The sequence below is a fragment of the Sphingomonas sp. LT1P40 genome (assembly GCF_036663835.1).
Classification (GTDB): domain Bacteria; phylum Pseudomonadota; class Alphaproteobacteria; order Sphingomonadales; family Sphingomonadaceae; genus Sphingomonas.
Genome location: NZ_JAXOJT010000001.1, coordinates 1825768 through 1842247, shown reverse-complemented (window position 1 = coordinate 1842247; position 16480 = coordinate 1825768). Strand labels below are relative to the sequence as shown.

The 16480-nt window shown below is 64.9% G+C and carries 20 protein-coding genes; 4 read left to right on the top strand and 16 right to left on the bottom strand.

Annotated features, from left to right (window positions below; all coding sequences use genetic code 11):
* Nucleotides 1-58 precede the first annotated feature (58 nt).
* Entirely contained in the window at nt 59-670 is a 612-nt protein-coding gene (locus U1702_RS09160) for a glycine zipper 2TM domain-containing protein (RefSeq protein WP_332723707.1), read from the top strand.
* A 54-nt stretch (nt 671-724) separates the two neighbouring features.
* Here the strand turns inward: U1702_RS09160 and U1702_RS09155 are convergent, their stop codons facing one another.
* The gene (locus U1702_RS09155) at nt 725-952 is read right to left on the bottom strand and encodes a hypothetical protein (RefSeq protein WP_332723706.1); all 228 of its coding nucleotides are present in this window, start codon (nt 950-952) and stop codon (nt 725-727) included.
* Between the two features lie 195 nt (nt 953-1147).
* On the opposite strand from U1702_RS09155, the gene U1702_RS09150 reads away from it, so the two are divergent.
* Nucleotides 1148-1477 carry a hypothetical protein gene (locus U1702_RS09150; RefSeq protein WP_332723705.1) on the top strand — a complete coding sequence of 110 codons (330 nt, stop codon included), beginning with the start codon at nt 1148-1150 and terminating at the stop codon, nt 1475-1477.
* 64 nt (nt 1478-1541) lie between these two features.
* Here the strand turns inward: U1702_RS09150 and U1702_RS09145 are convergent, their stop codons facing one another.
* The 6 genes from U1702_RS09145 to tgt form a co-directional block, all read right to left on the bottom strand.
* Entirely contained in the window at nt 1542-1925 is a 384-nt protein-coding gene (locus U1702_RS09145; RefSeq protein ID WP_332723704.1) for a hypothetical protein, read from the bottom strand.
* A gap of 31 nt (nt 1926-1956) precedes the next feature.
* Complete coding sequence (locus tag U1702_RS09140) at nt 1957-2955, bottom strand: cell wall hydrolase (RefSeq protein ID WP_332723703.1); 999 nt, start codon at nt 2953-2955, stop codon at nt 1957-1959.
* Between the two features lie 160 nt (nt 2956-3115).
* Nucleotides 3116-5944, bottom strand: a complete 2829-nt coding sequence (locus U1702_RS09135) for a M16 family metallopeptidase (RefSeq protein WP_332723702.1) — start codon at nt 5942-5944, stop codon at nt 3116-3118.
* Between the two features lie 24 nt (nt 5945-5968).
* A complete protein-coding gene (locus U1702_RS09130) occupies nt 5969-6175 on the bottom strand; it encodes a hypothetical protein (RefSeq protein WP_332723701.1) in 207 nt (68 codons plus the stop codon).
* 51 nt (nt 6176-6226) lie between these two features.
* Nucleotides 6227-7015: a GNAT family N-acetyltransferase gene (locus tag U1702_RS09125; protein ID WP_332723700.1), complete on the bottom strand. Its 789-nt coding sequence runs from the start codon at nt 7013-7015 to the stop codon at nt 6227-6229.
* Nucleotides 7005-8132, bottom strand: coding sequence for a tRNA guanosine(34) transglycosylase Tgt (gene tgt / locus U1702_RS09120; protein ID WP_332723699.1), 1128 nt, complete (start codon nt 8130-8132; stop codon nt 7005-7007). The genes U1702_RS09125 and tgt overlap by 11 nt, the downstream gene beginning before the upstream one ends.
* 28 nt (nt 8133-8160) lie before the next feature.
* Here tgt and U1702_RS09115 point away from each other — a divergent pair, with 28 nt between their 5' ends.
* Nucleotides 8161-8775 (top strand): cupin domain-containing protein, encoded by a 615-nt coding sequence (locus tag U1702_RS09115; protein WP_332723698.1) that lies wholly within the window; start codon nt 8161-8163, stop codon nt 8773-8775.
* On the opposite strand, the gene U1702_RS09110 is transcribed toward U1702_RS09115, so the two are convergent.
* From U1702_RS09110 to U1702_RS09070, 9 genes are all read right to left on the bottom strand, one after another.
* Complete coding sequence (locus tag U1702_RS09110) at nt 8755-9417, bottom strand: HAD hydrolase-like protein (protein ID WP_332723697.1); 663 nt, start codon at nt 9415-9417, stop codon at nt 8755-8757. The two genes, U1702_RS09115 and U1702_RS09110, sit on opposite strands and share 21 nt — an antisense overlap.
* Nucleotides 9410-10345 carry a cation diffusion facilitator family transporter gene (locus U1702_RS09105; RefSeq protein WP_332723696.1) on the bottom strand — a complete coding sequence of 312 codons (936 nt, stop codon included), beginning with the start codon at nt 10343-10345 and terminating at the stop codon, nt 9410-9412. Before U1702_RS09105 ends, U1702_RS09110 begins: the two co-directional genes overlap by 8 nt.
* 52 nt (nt 10346-10397) lie before the next feature.
* Nucleotides 10398-10925, bottom strand: coding sequence for an EF-hand domain-containing protein (locus U1702_RS09100; protein ID WP_332723695.1), 528 nt, complete (start codon nt 10923-10925; stop codon nt 10398-10400).
* On the bottom strand, nt 10922-11959 hold the full coding sequence (gene queA, locus U1702_RS09095; RefSeq protein WP_332723694.1) for a tRNA preQ1(34) S-adenosylmethionine ribosyltransferase-isomerase QueA: 1038 nt from the start codon (nt 11957-11959) through the stop codon (nt 10922-10924). The genes U1702_RS09100 and queA overlap by 4 nt, the downstream gene beginning before the upstream one ends.
* 34 nt (nt 11960-11993) lie before the next feature.
* The gene (locus tag U1702_RS09090) at nt 11994-12674 is read right to left on the bottom strand and encodes a peptidylprolyl isomerase (protein WP_332723693.1); all 681 of its coding nucleotides are present in this window, start codon (nt 12672-12674) and stop codon (nt 11994-11996) included.
* Nucleotides 12675-12837: 163 nt separating this feature from the next.
* Complete coding sequence (gene coaD, locus U1702_RS09085) at nt 12838-13344, bottom strand: pantetheine-phosphate adenylyltransferase (RefSeq protein ID WP_332723692.1); 507 nt, start codon at nt 13342-13344, stop codon at nt 12838-12840.
* Nucleotides 13341-13793, bottom strand: a complete 453-nt coding sequence (locus U1702_RS09080; RefSeq protein ID WP_332723691.1) for a hypothetical protein — start codon at nt 13791-13793, stop codon at nt 13341-13343. Before U1702_RS09080 ends, coaD begins: the two co-directional genes overlap by 4 nt.
* Entirely contained in the window at nt 13790-14701 is a 912-nt protein-coding gene (locus U1702_RS09075) for a polyprenyl synthetase family protein (RefSeq protein ID WP_332723690.1), read from the bottom strand. The genes U1702_RS09080 and U1702_RS09075 overlap by 4 nt, the downstream gene beginning before the upstream one ends.
* Nucleotides 14698-14943 (bottom strand): exodeoxyribonuclease VII small subunit, encoded by a 246-nt coding sequence (locus tag U1702_RS09070; protein WP_332723689.1) that lies wholly within the window; start codon nt 14941-14943, stop codon nt 14698-14700. Before U1702_RS09070 ends, U1702_RS09075 begins: the two co-directional genes overlap by 4 nt.
* A gap of 85 nt (nt 14944-15028) precedes the next feature.
* Here U1702_RS09070 and U1702_RS09065 point away from each other — a divergent pair, with 85 nt between their 5' ends.
* The gene (locus U1702_RS09065; protein ID WP_332723688.1) at nt 15029-16387 is read left to right on the top strand and encodes an NAD-dependent succinate-semialdehyde dehydrogenase; all 1359 of its coding nucleotides are present in this window, start codon (nt 15029-15031) and stop codon (nt 16385-16387) included.
* Nucleotides 16388-16480 lie beyond the last annotated feature (93 nt).

Genomic DNA, 16480 nt, shown 5'->3' with positions numbered 1-16480 from the left:
TCACGCAACTCTGCCCATAGGCGTTCGTTCAACGGCAGTAAGAGGCAGGAGAACGAATATGCGTACCCCAATCATCGCCACCATCATGGCATCGGTGGCTTTCGCCCCGATCGCGGCATCGGCACAGGACACGCCGCGCGAGGCGCGCGAAGAATATCGAGACGAAGTCCGCGATGCACAGCGCGACTATCGCCGTGACGCCCGCGACGCCGACAATCCCCGTGAGGCACGCGAAGCCCAACGCGAATATCGTGAGGATGTGCGCGATGCGCGCCGCGACTATCGTGAGGATCGCCGGGATATCCGCGACGACCGTCGTGATGACCGCCGAGGCGATCGTCGCGATTGGCGCCAGTCACGCAATTACGACTGGAATCGTCCGGCACGCGGCCAGCGCGCATATTATGCCGATCAATATTATCGCGACGGCCGCTACTATCAGGAACGCCGCCTGACCCGTCAGGACCGCGTCTATCGCGGGCAGGACGGTCGCTATTATTGCCGTCGTGGCGATGGCACGACCGGACTGATCGTTGGCGGCATCGCCGGCGGCCTGTTGGGCAATGCGCTGTCGAACGGTCGTTCGAGCGTGCTCGGCACGTTGCTGGGCGCAGCCGGCGGTGCGGCGATCGGTTCGTCGGTCGATCGCGGCAACGTGCGCTGCCGCTAAGGGTGATCTAGCTTAACGAAAGGAGGGACTCGGGAAACCGGGTCCCTTTTTCGTTCAGATCAGGCCGCCGGTCAGGAACAGGCGAAGCCCGCTCATAACCAGCACGACGATATTGAGATTGCGGCCGGCTGTCCCGCTGGACAGCAGGCCGAATACCAACCCGACCACGGCGATTGGAAACGCGATCCAGTTGACGAGCGGAAGCAGCGGGATCGGAAGAATACCGACCAGCGCGATGAGCAAGGCCACGGCACCGGTGACGAGCGAAAGAATGTTCAACATTTCACGAAGATGGGCATTTCCGGGTGTTTTGGCAAGATACGACACGCACTCGCGTTAACCAATCTGAACGGACCCGCCGGACTTGCGACAAGCCGCGACACAAAAGCGGCAAATCCGCCAAATCGTTGCGACACTCTGCAACGATAACGGCATTCGACCGTAGAGACGGTCAGGTTTTCGAGTGAGGAGTATACCATGAAAAAGATTGCATTGATGATCGCCGGTCTCGGCATTGCCGCCGCAACGATCCCCGCCGCGTCGGCTCAGCAGGGCTGGTGGGGCATGAACCAGCGCCAGGCACAGCTTGAGCAGCGGATCAACCGCGGTATCCAGTCGGGTCAGTTGAACCGCCGTGAGGCGACCCGTCTGCGCACCGAGTTCCGTCAGCTGTCGCAGCTGGAAAATCGCTACCGTCGTTCGGCCCCCGGCCTGACGATGGCGGAGCGCCGCGATCTGGATCGCCGCTTCACCGTGCTGGCGCAGAAGATCCGCTGGGAACGCCGCGACTGGCAGAACCGCCGCTAAAGCGCGCGTCCCGCTGGACTGACGATGACGGCCTCCGCCCTAGCTGGCGGGGGCCGTTTCGCTGTCAGTCACAGGTCATCGAGTTGGAGAAAGCGAGGAAGCGGATTTGGGCTGTGCGACCGGTGCGATCGTGGATGATGGCGAGCGATTCGGGTGGGCCGGGTTTGCCATCGGTGCGATTTTCCTGGCGGACGCGCGCGTGGAGGAATTCGAGGTGGCCGCGTGCGCGACGCAGGTCGGCGGTGCCGGACCAGCAGCCCGAATAGGCGCAGGCGGTAAGCGTAGTGCCGCGCCGCGAGATGCTCATCGGGGTGAAGTCGTTGGCAGTTTTCACGTCGCATTTACCTTGGTCGCAGGTGAGTTCGGCGGCTTCGTTGCGACAGCTGAAGTCGGCGGCGAGTGCTGGGACGGGCAGCAGCAGCAGTGCGGTCAGGCAGAACAGCTTCATGGGCTTGGTCCCTCCATAAGTCGGAGCGAGCCTAACGGATCGGCTGGCCGCTGTCCTTCCACTTGTCGAGCACCTGCGTTTCGGGCGCGCCCGCATATTCGGGCTGGACGTCGCCGCTCTGGACATATTCGCGCTGAACGGCGGCTTTTTCGGTTTTCGCAGGTCTACCGGGCATTGGCGGCGTGATCGCGGCGAGCGCCACCGGCACGATCGCAGGGACCGTGACAAGGCGCGTCTTCGGGCCGGGATAGGGTTCGTCGCCGCGATAGGCCTGTTTGAATGCGGCCCCGGTGCCCCAATAGCCCTTCCACCGGTGGAAGAAATGCGCGCCGAACACGCCGGTCATCACCAGCGATTTGTTCCAGCTTGGGGTCACCGCATAGGTATGGTAGTGCGTCGCCATGCCGACGGGCGCGAAGACTTCGCCCGAAAGTGCTGCGGAAGCGACGCGCGCGGCGCGCTGCCAGTGGCTGCGCGACGGGGCGCGGGCCATCGATCCGTCACAGGCATAGCTGAACTGGCAACCGGCCTTTTCCGACCCCTGATAGACCACGCCGCAGACGGTGGACGGGAAAGTGGGGTGGCGGACGCGGTTGAGGATGACCTGTGCCACGGCGCGTTGGCCATCATCGGGCTCGTTCGCGGCCTCGTAATAGATGGCGGTGGTGAGGCATTCGAGCGCGCGGGATTTGTCCTGTGCGCTGCCGCGCAGCTGGAACGGCGCGGCGGGGCGCAGCGTGGGATCGATAACCGCGTTTTCGGGGACGGGGGCGTCCGGGAGCGCGACGGTGCCGGTGACGCCGCTGGACGGGGCCGCGATTTCGTCGCTGGCGAGCTGGTAATAGGCCGCGCCGGGGAAATGGTCGTCGGCTTCATAGCCGGTGCGGGCAGGCGCGGTGGCGCGGGCGGATTGTTCGGCGGCCTGCAGCGACGACAGTCCGGCATGCGCGGAAAAGCCGGCGCCGATCAACGACGCCAGCAGCGCCGCCGCAATGCCCCGAAGCTGTAGTCGCGTAAATTGCCGCAGCACGCTGTTCTTCCCACTCAAGGGCGGCGGCATAGCGTGGAATGGATTGATTTTCTGCCCCGGATTTTGCGGCGTCCCGGGGTGAAACGATTGATAGTTAATGTAATATTTGGGGGTGTGGAACTTCTTTAGCCCCTCCCCTTCAGGGGAGGGGCTTATTCAGTTACTTCAATGTCGGGCTATCCAAATTCAGTGACGCCGCCGGGATCACCTCCAGCTGCGGATAGGTCTTGCGCAGTTCGTCCACGAACAGCTTCGAATCGCCGACCACGACGATGCTCGCGCCCATGGGATCGAGCACCTTCTTCGCCGCGGTCTGGACGGCGGCGGGGGAGACGCTCTGGATCGCGGGGATGTAACGCTGAAGCTCGTCGAGCGAGACGCCCTCCGCGACGTAATCGCTGAGTGCACCGGCGATGCCGTCGGTGCGTTCGATGCGGCGGCCGAAGCTGCCGACCAGCACCGCCTTGCGCGATTCGAGTTCGGTGGCGGGAACGGGGGCCTCGCCGATCTTCTTCATTTCGGCGAGCAGGAGCGCGACGACTTCGGTGGCCGACGGGTTCTTGGTCTGGGTGGAGGCGGTGACGATGCCGGGCATGCGGCGCGTATCGACGCTACTGCCCGCGCCGTAGGCCAAGCCGCGATTGATGCGGATTTCGCGGTTGAGGCGTGAGGTGAAGCCGACGCCGAGCGTGGCGTTGGCGACCTGTGCCGCGTAGAAATCCTTGTCGTTGCGGGCAATGCCGGGACGCGCGACGACGACGCCGGCCTGACCCGCGCCTGGCATGTCGACGACGATCACGCGCGGTTTAGGCGCGGCGGTGACCGGGCCGGTGGTGACGGTGACCTCACCCTTTTTCCAGTCGCCGAACAGTCGTTGTGCGAGCGCGGTCGCGTCCTTCTGGCTGATGTCGCCGACGACCACGAGCGCGGCTTGGTTGGGCTGCCACGAGCGGGCGTAAGCGGTTTGCAGATCGGCTTGCGTCAGCCCCTTCAGCGACGTGGGTGAGCCCGAGATGAGATGGCCGTAAGGACCGGTGCCGAACACCGCCTTCGATGCCGCGAAACCGGCTATCGCTGCCGGGTCCTTCAACTGGACGGTGATGCCGTCGATCGTCTGGGTGCGGGCGCGATCGATCTCGGCCTGTGCGAAGGCCGGGTTGCGCGCGACATCGGCGAGCAGGGTCATTGCCGGGGTGACCTGATCCGCCTTGACCGTGACGGTGGCGAAGGCGGCATCCCAGTCCGCACCCGCGCCGATCGAGCCGCCCAGCGATTCGATCTGCTGCGCGATCTGTTCGGCGGAGCGGGTCTTGGTGCCCTTGGTCAGGATGCCGGTGGCGAGCGATGCGGTGCCGGCCTTGCCCGTCGCGTCCTTGGCACCGCCGCCGGGGGTAACGACCGTGGCAGTGACGATAGGCAGGTCGCGCTTTTCGACTACGATCACGCGCATGCCGTTGGCGAGGCGGGTCTCGACCGCCTTGGGGATTGCGGGCGTGATTGCCGCCCCGGGAGCCGGGATGGCGATGCGCTGATCGGCGGCTGCCTGGGTGTGGATGACGACGTCCTTTGGCGTGACCAACGGCGCGACCTTGACCGTCGAGGCGACGGCGATGGTGTCGCCCTTCTTGTCCTTTTCCTCCGGCAGATAGACGAGTGCGGCGGACTGGTTGTCACCCAGATATTTGCGCGCGACGCGCTGGATATCGGCGGCGGTGACGCGGGCGATTTCGGCCAGCTGACGGTCGCTGTGGCGCGGATCGCGGTCGACGATGATCGACGCGGCGAGGGTCGATGCCTTGCCCTCCGCAGTTTCGCGGCTCTTGAGCGCGCCGGTCAGGATTTCATTCTTGGCCTCGGCCAGTTCGGCGTCGCTGACCGGCGTGTCACGCAGTGCAGCGATCTCGCGGCGCATTGCTGCTTCGCCGTCGGCGGCGGTTTTTCCCCCGGCGAGGATCGCATACATCGCATAGGAGCCTGTCGACTGGCGCGTGTCGAGGAAGGTGTCGGCCTGAGCCACCAGCTGATCGCGATAGACGAGGTTGCGGTAGAGGCGGGAGTTCTCGCCGCCCGACAATATGCCGTCGAGCACGGTCAGCGCAGGCGTGTCGGGATTATTGTCGGCGGGCAGCTGATAGCTGAGCAGCACGGCGGGGAGCGGGGTGTTGGCCTCGTACACCGTTTGGCGCACGGCCTGAGTCCGTGGCGGTTCGGCGACGGTCACGCGCGGGATGGCGCGGTCGGGCTTTTTGATCTTGGCGAAATATTTGTCGACCCACTGGTCGAGCTGCTTGGCGTCGAAATTGCCCGCAACGACCAGCACGGCATTGTCGGGCCGGTAATAAGTGGCGTGGAAGGCCCGGATATCGTCGATCGTCGCGGCGTCCAGATCTTCGATGCTGCCGATGCCGGGGCGGGCATAGGGGTGGACGCTGTAAGAGATGTTGGGGAAATAGACGTAGAACAGCTTGCCATAAGGCTGAGCGAGAACGCGGCTGCGCAATTCCTCCTTCACCACGTCGCGTTCGGACGCGAAGATCTTTTCGTTGACGACCAGGCTCGACATGCGGTCGGCCTCGGCGAACAACAGGCGCTCGAGGTGGTTGGCGGGAACGACCTCGTAATAATTGGTGTAATCGGCGTTGGTCGAGGCGTTGTTGTAGCCGCCGACATCCTCGGTCAGGCGATCAAACTGCTCATCGACCAGATTGCGGGTGCCCTTGAACATCAAATGTTCGAACATGTGCGCAAAGCCGGATTTGCCGGCCGGATCGTCCTTGCTGCCGACGTCATACCAGACCTGCACCGACACGTTCGCCGTCGTGGTGTCGCGGATCGCATAGACCTTCAGGCCATTAGCCAGCGTGCGCTCGGTGAAATCGAGCGGCTTTACCGCGATTTCTTTTGCCGGGGCAGGAGACGCCTGCTGAGCGCTGGCGGTGAAGGGAAGCAGGGCAGCGCCGATCAGCAGCGCGGTACGGGTCAGGCGCATCAAGGTCTCCGGTCTGGAAAAAGGTTAGTCGTCTTTGCGCGGGCGCGCGGCATAGATGACGGCGGCAGCGAGCGCGGCGGAGCCGATACCGATGCCGATCTGGGTTAGCGGCCACTTCTTTTTATCGGCGGGTTCCGGCGTCCCCTCGGCGCGTTCGGCGCTTTCACGGGCGGCGCGGGCGGCGGCGGTAATTTCGTTGGCGATAGCGTCTTCTTCGGGGCTGTCAGTCACGCGATACTCCTTGCGTGACAACACAGTAAGACAGTGGGCCGGGTCGTGCAATCAGCCTTCGCGTAACCAGGCGCGGGCAAGTGCGACCGGCTGAAAGCCCAGGCGGTGGTAAAGATGCTTGGCCGGCTCGCTGGTGATCGCGCCCAGGAATATCGTATCGCAGCCGACCGCAACCAGCCGCGTGCTGTATTCGGCGATCAGTGCGCTTGCGATGCCGCGGCGGCGGTGCTCGGGGTGCGTATAAAGATCCTCGATCATACCGATGCCGTCCGGGCAAACGACGGATGCGCCATAGGCGACCGGTTCATCATCTTCGATCACAAGATGGAAGCGATAGGCGGCACCCTTTGCGCGGTAACCGGCGACGAGCGCGTCGCTGATGTCACGGCCATGGCTGACCCCGCCGCTGCGGGCACCCTCGGCATAATCGGTGGCGACAAGATCGGCGAGCATCGTCCAGTTGGCATCAGTCACGACCGGATGAAGGTGGAGCGCGCGGTGATCGCCCCTGACGGGGCCGGTCAACGCCATCTGAATGATCGTCAGTTGCTCGCGGAAATCGGCCAGCGCGAGCATCGCGAGCAGCGCCGGTGGGCTGCGATGATCGGTATGGACCATGCGGTCAGGGCAATGGGCAAGTTCGCGGTCCATTACCGCGAGCAGATCGGTGAACCCCGCAGCGGTGTCGATGATGACGCCATCGGCATGATTGGCATCCCAGATGCGTGGAATCGCCGGGTTGGCGACGATGCGGCAAAATCCGGCATCGATTGTCGAATTGCCCAAGGCGTGGTGCCAGCGATACGCTTCGGCAATGCGATCGGCGAGCTCAGCCCCCATAATAGCCGGTACGGAAGGCGTTGGCGTGATCGGTCAGGCGTCCGGCGGCGATGGCGGTGCGGAGGCCGGCCATCAGGCTCTGGTAGAAATACAGGTTGTGCTCGGTCATCAGCATGGCGCCAAGGATTTCGCCGGAGCGGACGAGGTGGTGGAGATAGGCGCGGGTGCTGGTTGCGCAGACCGGGCAGGCACAGCTGGGGTCGAGCGGCCCCTGATCCTCGGCATGCTTCGCGTTGCGGATGTTGAGCGGGCCGCGTGCGGTGAAGGCCTGGCCGGTACGACCGCTGCGCGTCGGCAGGACGCAGTCGAACATGTCGATGCCGCGCTCGACCGCGCCGACGATGTCGTCGGGCTTGCCAACGCCCATCAGATAGCGCGGTTTGGCGGCGTCGAGCTGGCCGGGGGCGTAGTCGAGGCATGCGAACATCGCCTCCTGCCCCTCGCCGACCGCGAGGCCACCGACCGCGTAACCGTCGAAGCCGATGTCGAGCAGGGCATCGGCGCTGGCCTTGCGGAAACCCTTGTCGAGCGCCCCCTGCTGGATACCGAACAGGGCATTGTTTTCAGCATGCGCGCCGCCGCTGTCGAAGGCGTCACGACTGCGCTTGGCCCAGCGCATCGAGCGTTCCATCGCCGCGACCTGCACTTCGCGCGTGGACGTGGTGGGGACCAGTTCGTCGAATGCCATCACGATGTTCGAGCCGAGCAGCCGCTGGATTTCCATCGAGCGTTCGGGGCTGAGCATATGGCGCGACCCGTCGAGGTGCGATTTGAAGACAATCCCTTCCTCGCTGCGCTTGGTCAGGTCGGACAGGCTCATCACCTGATAACCGCCGCTGTCGGTGAGTATCGGGCGGTCCCAACCCATGAATTGGTGCAGGCCGCCCAGCCGGTCGATACGTTCGGCGGTGGGGCGGAGCATCAGGTGATAGGTGTTGCCGAGGATGATGTCGGCGCCCGATGCGCAAACGTCCTGTGGCTTCATCGCCTTGACCGTGGCGGCGGTGCCGACCGGCATGAAGGCGGGGGTGCGGATATCGCCGCGCTGCATGGCGATGGTCCCGGTGCGGGCCTTGCCATCGGTGGCGGAGATGGTGAAGTCGAAACGGGGAGACATTTCGCCCGATTGATGCGTTGGAGGCCCGATGGCAAGCGAGCGTGACGACGATCTGCGCGAAAGTGCGCGGCACCGGGGGTTGAAACTGGTCAAGTCGCGGCGGCGCAAGGCGGGCGGCGATGCAGGCAAGTTCGGGCTGACCGATGCGAGCGGGAAAGAGTTGTTCGGGTTCGGTGCGGACGGGCTGACCGCCAGTGCCGACGAGATTGCCGATTATCTGCGCGGGGCGAGCCGGAGCGACTGGGCGGAAGCGGCGAAGGGGTTGCCGAAGCGGAAGCCAGAGCCGAAGCCCAAGGCCGCGCCAAAGCCGAAGTTGAAGAAGCTTGCGGTGGCCAATCTGCTGGCGAAGCTCCCATCGGCCAAGCGCGACGAGGTGTTTACGGAAGTGCTGGCGCGACCCGGGGTACGGATCGAGCGGATCGTGTCGGGCGGGCAGGTGACGCCGGCAGACAAGCCGTTCGAGCAGGATGCGGACGAATGGGTGATGTTGCTGGCGGGAAGTGCGGCGATCCGGCTGGACGGCTATGCGGAAGTTTCGTTGAAACCGGGCGATCATCTGACGATCCCGGCGGGGGTGCGGCATCGGGTGACGCGGACCGACGCCGATGTGCCGACAGTGTGGTTAGCCGTCCATCTGGGCTGATGCGACGACGTGGGCGGCAACCGCAGCGGGGCTGTCGAACGCGATGTCGGGATGCAGATGCGCGAACGCCGCCGGGTTGGCATAGCCCCACAGCACGGCCCCGGCACGGATGCCGGTTTCGCGCGCGGCGTCGATGTCGCGGGTTTCGTCGCCGAGCGAGAGGATGTGCGCGACGGGGACGCCGCTGGCCTGCATCACCTTGCTAAACTTGGGCGCCTTGCCGAACAGCGATGCGCCACATGCCCACCAGCTGATGCGGGCGGCGTTTTCGGGACCGAGCACGGCGCGGGCATTGGTTTCGCTGTTGGAGGTCACGATGGCGAGTTTCACCCCAGCCGCCTGAATCGCCGCGAGCATTTCGGGCACGCCGTCGAACAGGTGAACCGCATGCGTGTTCTGCCCGAACAGGCGGCGGATATAGCGGGCGATGAAGGGGAGTTTCCAGCGCGGGATGGCGAGGCGACGGATGACGTCGCGCGAACTGAGACGGCGCATCGGCTCAACCTCCTCCGGCGCGACGCGGCGGAAGCCGTAGCGATCGGACAGGTGGTCCATGACCGACAGGAACCACCCGCCGCTGTCCGATAGCGTGCCGTCGAAATCGAAGATCACCAGCCGCACCGGGGCGGCCGGGTCAGGCATCTGGCTGACCGTGGCCTGCATGAAGGCGGCAGGGATCGCCGTCGCCGATCTCGATCTGGAGCGTGACATGTTCGATGCCGTGATCGTGCGCCAGTCGGTGCTGGGCATCGTCAAGAAAGGCGTCACCGGGGTGGCCGGAAGGAATCAGCAGATGCGCGGTCATCGCCACCTCGGTCGTGCTCATCGGCCAGATGTGCAGATCGTGGACACGGGTGACGCCGGGCAGCGCGGCAAGCGTCGCCTCAACCTTTTCCGGGTCGATGCCGGGCGGGACGGCGTGGAGCGCCATCGTGATCGAATCGCGCAGCAGCCCCCAGGTGCTCCACAGGATCACCGCGACGATGACCAGGCTGATCGCGGGATCGATCCAGGTGGCGGCGGTGTACAGGATCAACGCACCGCCGATCACGACTCCGGCGGAGACGGCGGCGTCGGCGGCCATGTGCAGATACGCGCCGCGAATGTTGATGTCGCCCTTGCGACCGCGTGCGAACATCATCGCGGTCGCCCCGTTGATGAGGATACCGATCCCTGCCACGATCATCACCGTCAGCCCCTCGATCGGGCGGGGATCGTTGAAGCGCTGAACCGCCTCCATCGTGATCGCGCCGACCGCGACGAGTAGCAGCACCGCGTTGGCGAGCGCGGCGAGGATGGTGGAACTGCGCAGACCATAGGTGAAGCGCGGCGAGGCCGGACGCTTGGCGAGCGACGCGCCGCCCCATGCGATCAACAGGCCAAGAACGTCGGAGAGATTGTGGCCCGCATCGGCGAGCAGCGCCATCGATCCGGTGAGGATGCCCGCCGCACCCTCGACCAGAACGAAGGCGAGGTTGAGCGCGGTGCCGACCGCGAAGGCGCGGCCGAAATCGGCGGGGGCGTGGCTGTGGCCGTGGTCGCCGTGCGAATGTTTGTGCGAGCCGTGCATCGAGCCGACCTTAGCCGCACTGCACCATGTGATGCTAGGACACTGATTGCTCTCAGCGACGGCGGCTCCGCTTATCATCTTTTTCCTCGCCGGGGCGGCCGCCCGGTTGCGGCGGCTGACGGATCGTAAGTAGTTCGCTGCGGCGGATCGAAGCATCCTTGTCGGCATCGAAACGGGTGAAGAACAGGTCGAAACGCGCCTGAAGTTCGGGCAGCGAAATGCGGTTGTCGCCATTCTGATCGACCTCGAACGGGCTGGGCAGGGCGTTGCGGTTGCCCAGCCAGCGATCGGACCAGTCGCCGAACGCGATATAGCCGAACGATGGCTGCCCCTTTGCGATCACGTCGAACGAGCGCTTCACCCCTGCGTCGAATTCGGTGCGGGTGACGATGCCGTCGCCGTCCGCATCGAACGCGGCGATGGCCATGGCCACCGGCTCAGCGATCATCAGCGGGATCGGGGCTGGCGTGGCCGGTTGCTGAGGCTGGCCCCGAAGATCGACAGTGACAGGCACGCGACCGCGGTTGGGCATCCCCTCCGAGGTCTGCGCAGCGAGGCTGAGGAGAGTGGCAAGGATCATGAAGGCTTGTCCGGTAAAAGCAGGCTGGCGTCGCCATAGCTATAGAAGCGGTAGCCATTGTCGATGGCGTGGGCATAGGCCGCCTGCATCCGGTCGAGCCCCATCAGCGCCGATACCAGCATGAACAGGGTCGAGCGAGGCAAGTGGAAGTTGGTCAGCAGACCGTCGATCCCCTTGAAGCGATAACCTGGGGTAATGAAGATCGCGGTGTCGCCAGCGAACGGGCGGACGATATCGTCTTCGCCAGTCGCGCTCTCGATCAGGCGCAGGCTGGTGGTGCCGACCGCGATGACGCGCCCCCCGGCGGCGCGGACGGCGTTGAGGCGGTCGGCGGTGGCGGCGTCAATGCGGCCCCATTCGGCGTGCATCTTGTGATCGGCGGTGTCGTCGGCCTTGACCGGCAGAAAGGTGCCTGCGCCGACATGCAGGGTCAGCGTGGTGTGTCCGATGCCCGCTGCGTCGAGCGCGGCAATTAGCTCGGGCGTGAAGTGCAGCGCGGCGGTGGGGGCGGCGACGGCGCCGGGTTCGTTTGCGAACATTGTCTGGTAATCGGCGGCGTCACGCGCATCGGTTGGGCGTTTGGCGGCGATATAGGGCGGGAGCGGCATGCGCCCGGCGCGTTCGAGCAGGAGTTCGACAGGCTCGTCGCCCGAGAAAAATAGCGTGAAGCTGCCGTCTTCATGGCGGGCTTCGGCGACTGCCGTGACGCCGGTTCCGAAGTCGACGGTTTCGCCCACGCGCAGCCGCTTGGCGTTGCGGATGAAGGCGATCCAGTGACGCGGGCCTTCGCGCTTGTGCAGAGTTGCGCCGATTTTCGCCGCACCGCGTGTGCCTTCAAGCTGGGCCGGGATGACGCGGGTGTCGTTGAAGACCAGCAGATCGCCGTGCCGGAGCAATGCGGGGAGGTCGGCGACCGAGCGGTCGCTTGTCTCGTCGCCGTCGAGCAGCAGCAGGCGCGCCGAATCGCGCGGGGACGCGGGGCGCAGCGCGATCCGCTCTGGCGGAAGCTCGAAATCGAACAGATCGACGTTCATCGACGGCCTTTGCCCGGACGCGCCGGGCGGGGCATTACTTGCCGGGGCCGGGCGGGAGTGCCGCCGGTTGTTCGACCGGCGCAGCGGGCGCTGCGACATAGGCCGGCGGGTTGTCAATGGCGATATAGGCGCGGACGACGCGCGCGGGGTTCGCCGGTGGCTCGCCCCGCGGGATGGCATCGACATATTGCATGCCGTCGATCACGCGACCGAAGACGGTGTATTTCTGATCGAGCGAGAGGCGCGGCACCAGCATGATGAAGAACTGGCTGTTCGCGCTGTTCTCCGCCTTTTCCTTCACGTCCGCCGGGGCATTGTCGGGGGCCCCGTTGCGCGCCGCCGAGACTGCACCGCGCACGTGGGGCAGATAGTTAAACTCCTTGGGCAAGTCGGGAAGGTCCGAGCCGCCGGTGCCGTCACCCTTGGGATCGCCGCCCTGCGCCATGAATCCTTCGATCACGCGGTGGAACAGCAGGCCGTCGTAGAATTTCTTGCGAGTCAGTTCCTTGATCCGCTCGACTTGCTTGGGCGCGACATCGGGACGCAGCCAGATGGTGACGCGACCGCCGGTGGACAGGTCGAGAATCCACAGATTCTCCTTGTCCGTGGTGGCGGGCGGCGTCGCTCGGCCGGTGGGAGCGGGAACGATCTGGGCGCTTGCGGACAAAGTGAAGAGCGAACCCGCAAGGGCAAGAAACAGGGCAACAAAACGCATCGATATCCCCAGCGGAGGTCAGTTTGGAACGGCTTAGAGCAATTCGCCGCTGGCCGCAAAATGAATGCGGCTGGTGGCGGAATTGCGGCGAACGGCTTCGACGGCTGCATTTTGCAGTCGATCTTCGCGGCAGGGCATGCCCCCAGCATGCCCGAAGGTGCCGCTATGATCCTTTACGTCCGATCTTATCGACGCGGGCGACGACTTCATCACGCACCATGGCGGGCACGAATTTACCGATTTCGCCGCCGAACATGGCGATTTCCTTGACCAGGCGGCTGGCGATCGGTTGCAGCGAAACGTCCGCCATCAGGAAAACGGTCTCGATCCGGCCATTGAGCTGCTGGTTCATGCCGGCCATTTGATACTCATATTCGAAGTCGGCGACGGCGCGCAGGCCGCGCACGATCATGCTCGCGCCCTCGCGCTCGGCAAAGTCCATCAGCAGCGAATCGAAGCTGACGACACGGATGTCGCCGCCGATCCCGGCGGTCTCGCGGCGGACCATGTCCATTCGCTCCTCGACCGTGAACATCGGGTTTTTCGACGGATTGGTGGTGACGCCGATGACGAGCCGGTCGACCAGCTTCGCGCCGCGCCGGATGATGTCCATATGGCCAAGCGTGATCGGATCGAAGGTGCCGGGATAGACGCCGGTGCGGGTGGTCATTCTGAATACCTCAACCAGATTGTGATGCCATCGTCCCCGAAGGCGAATGCGTTCAGCACTGGTCCTTTGAACATGACTTCAGGACGCCCCAAAAGACGATGTTTGCCGGGTATTGCCAAGCCGCCGAGTCCCTCGGCGATATAGACTTCACGCGCGCCATTGGCGGCCAACGAAGTGCGTATGGATTTCGCGCAATCGAGACCGTGAATGGCCACCTTTACATAGCCGTCCCCGAGCAGCCCAACACTCTCTTCTACCAAAGCAAATCGGGCGGCGGTGCAATTTGTATTTGGTATATTGTCAGTGAGATAGGGAAGCTGGCCGAACATGTAGAGTTGGCGGCCGGGGCCGGTTATAAGCAGGTAGAGAAACAGCAAGGCTGCGAGGATTCCGGCGATCTTTCGAATCCGCCATGGCCTCAAGCGCCCGGCACTGACAGTCGCCGTCACCGATCCCGCTCAAGCACGTAGCGGGCGATGGCGCGTAGCAGGTCGGCCTCCGCGCCAAAGCTGTGGAGATGGGCGATCGACTGATCGACCAGCATCCGCGCCTGTTCGCGCGCACGGTCGAGGCCGAGGAGGGAGAGGAAGGTTTCCTTGCCGGCCTCGGCGTCCTTGCGCAGTTTCTTGCCCGCCGCTTCCTCGTCACCCTCGACGTCGAGGATGTCGTCGGCGATCTGGAAGGCGAGGCCGATGTCGCGGGCATAGCCGCGCAGGCCGGTGCGGCCTTCGGGCGGGATGCGGCCGAGGATTGCGCCTGCCTCGACCGAGGAGGCGATCAGCGCACCGGTCTTGAGCGCCTGAAGCCGGGTAACGGTGGCGAGGTCGAAGGTCGTGCCTTCCGCGACCAGGTCCATCATCTGGCCGCCTGCCATGCCAGCCGGGCCGGCGGCGCGGGCGAGGTCGGCGATCAGCTCGGCGCGGACGAACGGGTCGGCGTGAGTCGCCGGATCGGCGAGGATTTCGAAGGCAAGGGCATGGAGGCAATCGCCCGCCAAAATCGCCGTCGCCTCGTCATAAGCGCGATGAACGGTCGGCTTGCCGCGGCGCATGTCGTCATCGTCCATCGCGGGGAGGTCGTCATGGATCAGCGAATAGACGTGGATGCACTCGATCGCGGTGGCGGCGCGGGCAGCGCAAGTGCGATCGACGCCGAACAGGCGTGCGGTCGAGAAAGTGAGCAGCGGACGCAGCCGCTTGCCGCCGCCGATCGCGGCGTAGCGCATCGCTTCATACAGGCGCGCGCGGGCGTCAGCGGGGACGGGAAGGAGCAGGTCGAACTGGCGATCGACTTCGCTCGCGACATCGCGGATCGCGGATTCGAGCGTGAGCGAAGCATCCCCCACGACGACGCTCATCCGGCTGCGAAAGGTGTGGTGCCGGTCACGCGCCCGTCGGCATCGACGCGAATCGCCTCGATCCGCGCTTGCGCCGCGTCGAGCCGGGCCGCGCATTGCTTGCGCAGCGCGTCGCCGCGTTCGTACAGGTCGATCGCCTCCTGCAACTGTGCATCGCCGCTTTCGAGCCGACCGACGATACGTTCCAGTTCCTTGAGTGCGTCCTCGAACGAAAGCGCGGCGATGTCGGGGGCCTCTGTCATGCCGCCGCTATGCGACACGGGCGGGGCGGATTCAACCTCCCGTGCGTTCGTTGGGTTCGCTAGATATAGCGCGAAGGAGATACCCATGTTCACCAGCATCAATCCGGCGACCGGCAAAGACGGTGCGACGTTTGAGGAACTGGATGACGCCGGGATCGAGGCGGCGCTGGTGCGGGCGGCGGCGGCGTATCGATCGTGGCGGGTGAGCGCGTTGGAGCAGCGGACGGCGTTGCTGAGTGCGATCGCCGATCAGTTCGAAGCGAACAAGCAGCATCTGGCGGAAGTGGCGACGCAGGAAATGGGCAAGACGGTGGCATCCGCCGTGGCCGAGGTCGAGAAATGCGTTGCGGGGTTTCGCTATTACGCCGCGAACGGGCCGGGGTTTCTGGAGCCGGTCGAGACGAAGACGCCGACCGGGCGCGCGGTGGCGCAGTGGCAAGCGTTGGGGCCGATCCTGGCGATCATGCCGTGGAACTTCCCCTATTGGCAGGCCGTGCGCTGGCTGGCCCCGACGATCATGGCGGGGAATGTCGGGCTGTTGAAACATGCTTCGCTTACGCAAGGGTGCGCGGCGTTGATCCAGCAGCTGGTAAGCGCGGCGGGCGCACCCGACGGGCTGTTCCAGAATTTGGCCGTCAAATCGGACAAGGTGTCGCGGATCATCGCCGACAAGCGCGTGGTGGCGGTGACGCTGACGGGCAGCGAGGGCGCGGGCGCAAAAGTCGGTGAGGCTGCGGGGCGGGCGTTGAAGAAGGTCGTGCTGGAACTGGGCGGGTCGGACCCGTTCATCGTGATGCCCTCTGCAGATATTGACGAAGCGGCGAAGGTGGCGGTGAAGGCACGCATCCAGAATGCGGGGCAGTCGTGCATCTGCGCCAAGCGGATGGTCGTGCATACTGACGTCTATGATGCATTTCTGGAAAAGTTCGTCGCGGGCATGAAGGCGGTGCAGGTCGGCGATCCCATGACCGGCGTCGATATGGGACCGCTGTCGAGTGTCGAGCAGCGCGATACGGTGCTGGAGCAGCTGCAGCGGGCGGTGGCGGCGGGGGCGACGCTGACGGGTGGCGTGAAGATCGAGCGTGACGGCGCGTGGATGGAGCCGGGGGTGCTGACCGGCGTCGATCCCGATGCCGACTTTGCGCAGGAGGAGATTTTCGGGCCGGTGGCAATGGTGTTTCGCGCGAACGATGTGGATGCGGCGGTGGCGCTGGCGAACGACGTGCCGTTCGGGCTGGGGTCGAGCGTATGGTCGCAGGATCAGACGGAGATCGAGCGGTTCTTGCGCGATATCGAGGCGGGGATGATCGCGGTGAACGCGATGCTGGCGTCGACGCCGGAAGCGCCATTCGGGGGTGTGAAGCTGTCAGGGCATGGCCGTGAGCTGGGGCCATGGGGATTGCACGAGTTCATGAATTTGAAGGGGGTGATGCTGGCGGATTAGGGCGGGATTATTATCCAGGCCAATGTGCCAACTGTGATATTCTATCTTTCCTCACCCCGGGATGGACCCGGGGTCCGGCTAGCTCGCCCGGCC

Coding starts and splice junctions, on each gene's coding strand:
- U1702_RS09115 (WP_332723698.1), top strand. CDS start 8,161: ATGGCAAGCGAGCGTGACGACGATCTGCGCGAAAGTGCGCGGCACCGG.
- U1702_RS09145 (WP_332723704.1), bottom strand. CDS start 1,925: ATGAAGCTGTTCTGCCTGACCGCACTGCTGCTGCTGCCCGTCCCAGCA.
- tgt (WP_332723699.1), bottom strand. CDS start 8,132: ATGTCTCCCCGTTTCGACTTCACCATCTCCGCCACCGATGGCAAGGCC.
- U1702_RS09155 (WP_332723706.1), bottom strand. CDS start 952: ATGTTGAACATTCTTTCGCTCGTCACCGGTGCCGTGGCCTTGCTCATC.
- U1702_RS09065 (WP_332723688.1), top strand. CDS start 15,029: ATGTTCACCAGCATCAATCCGGCGACCGGCAAAGACGGTGCGACGTTT.
- U1702_RS09150 (WP_332723705.1), top strand. CDS start 1,148: ATGAAAAAGATTGCATTGATGATCGCCGGTCTCGGCATTGCCGCCGCA.
- U1702_RS09070 (WP_332723689.1), bottom strand. CDS start 14,943: ATGACAGAGGCCCCCGACATCGCCGCGCTTTCGTTCGAGGACGCACTC.
- queA (WP_332723694.1), bottom strand. CDS start 11,959: ATGAACGTCGATCTGTTCGATTTCGAGCTTCCGCCAGAGCGGATCGCG.
- U1702_RS09090 (WP_332723693.1), bottom strand. CDS start 12,674: ATGCGTTTTGTTGCCCTGTTTCTTGCCCTTGCGGGTTCGCTCTTCACT.
- U1702_RS09075 (WP_332723690.1), bottom strand. CDS start 14,701: ATGAGCGTCGTCGTGGGGGATGCTTCGCTCACGCTCGAATCCGCGATC.
- U1702_RS09105 (WP_332723696.1), bottom strand. CDS start 10,345: ATGCACGGCTCGCACAAACATTCGCACGGCGACCACGGCCACAGCCAC.
- U1702_RS09125 (WP_332723700.1), bottom strand. CDS start 7,015: ATGGGGGCTGAGCTCGCCGATCGCATTGCCGAAGCGTATCGCTGGCAC.
- U1702_RS09110 (WP_332723697.1), bottom strand. CDS start 9,417: ATGCCTGACCCGGCCGCCCCGGTGCGGCTGGTGATCTTCGATTTCGAC.
- U1702_RS09135 (WP_332723702.1), bottom strand. CDS start 5,944: ATGCGCCTGACCCGTACCGCGCTGCTGATCGGCGCTGCCCTGCTTCCC.
- U1702_RS09100 (WP_332723695.1), bottom strand. CDS start 10,925: ATGATCCTTGCCACTCTCCTCAGCCTCGCTGCGCAGACCTCGGAGGGG.
- coaD (WP_332723692.1), bottom strand. CDS start 13,344: ATGACCACCCGCACCGGCGTCTATCCCGGCACCTTCGATCCGATCACG.
- U1702_RS09160 (WP_332723707.1), top strand. CDS start 59: ATGCGTACCCCAATCATCGCCACCATCATGGCATCGGTGGCTTTCGCC.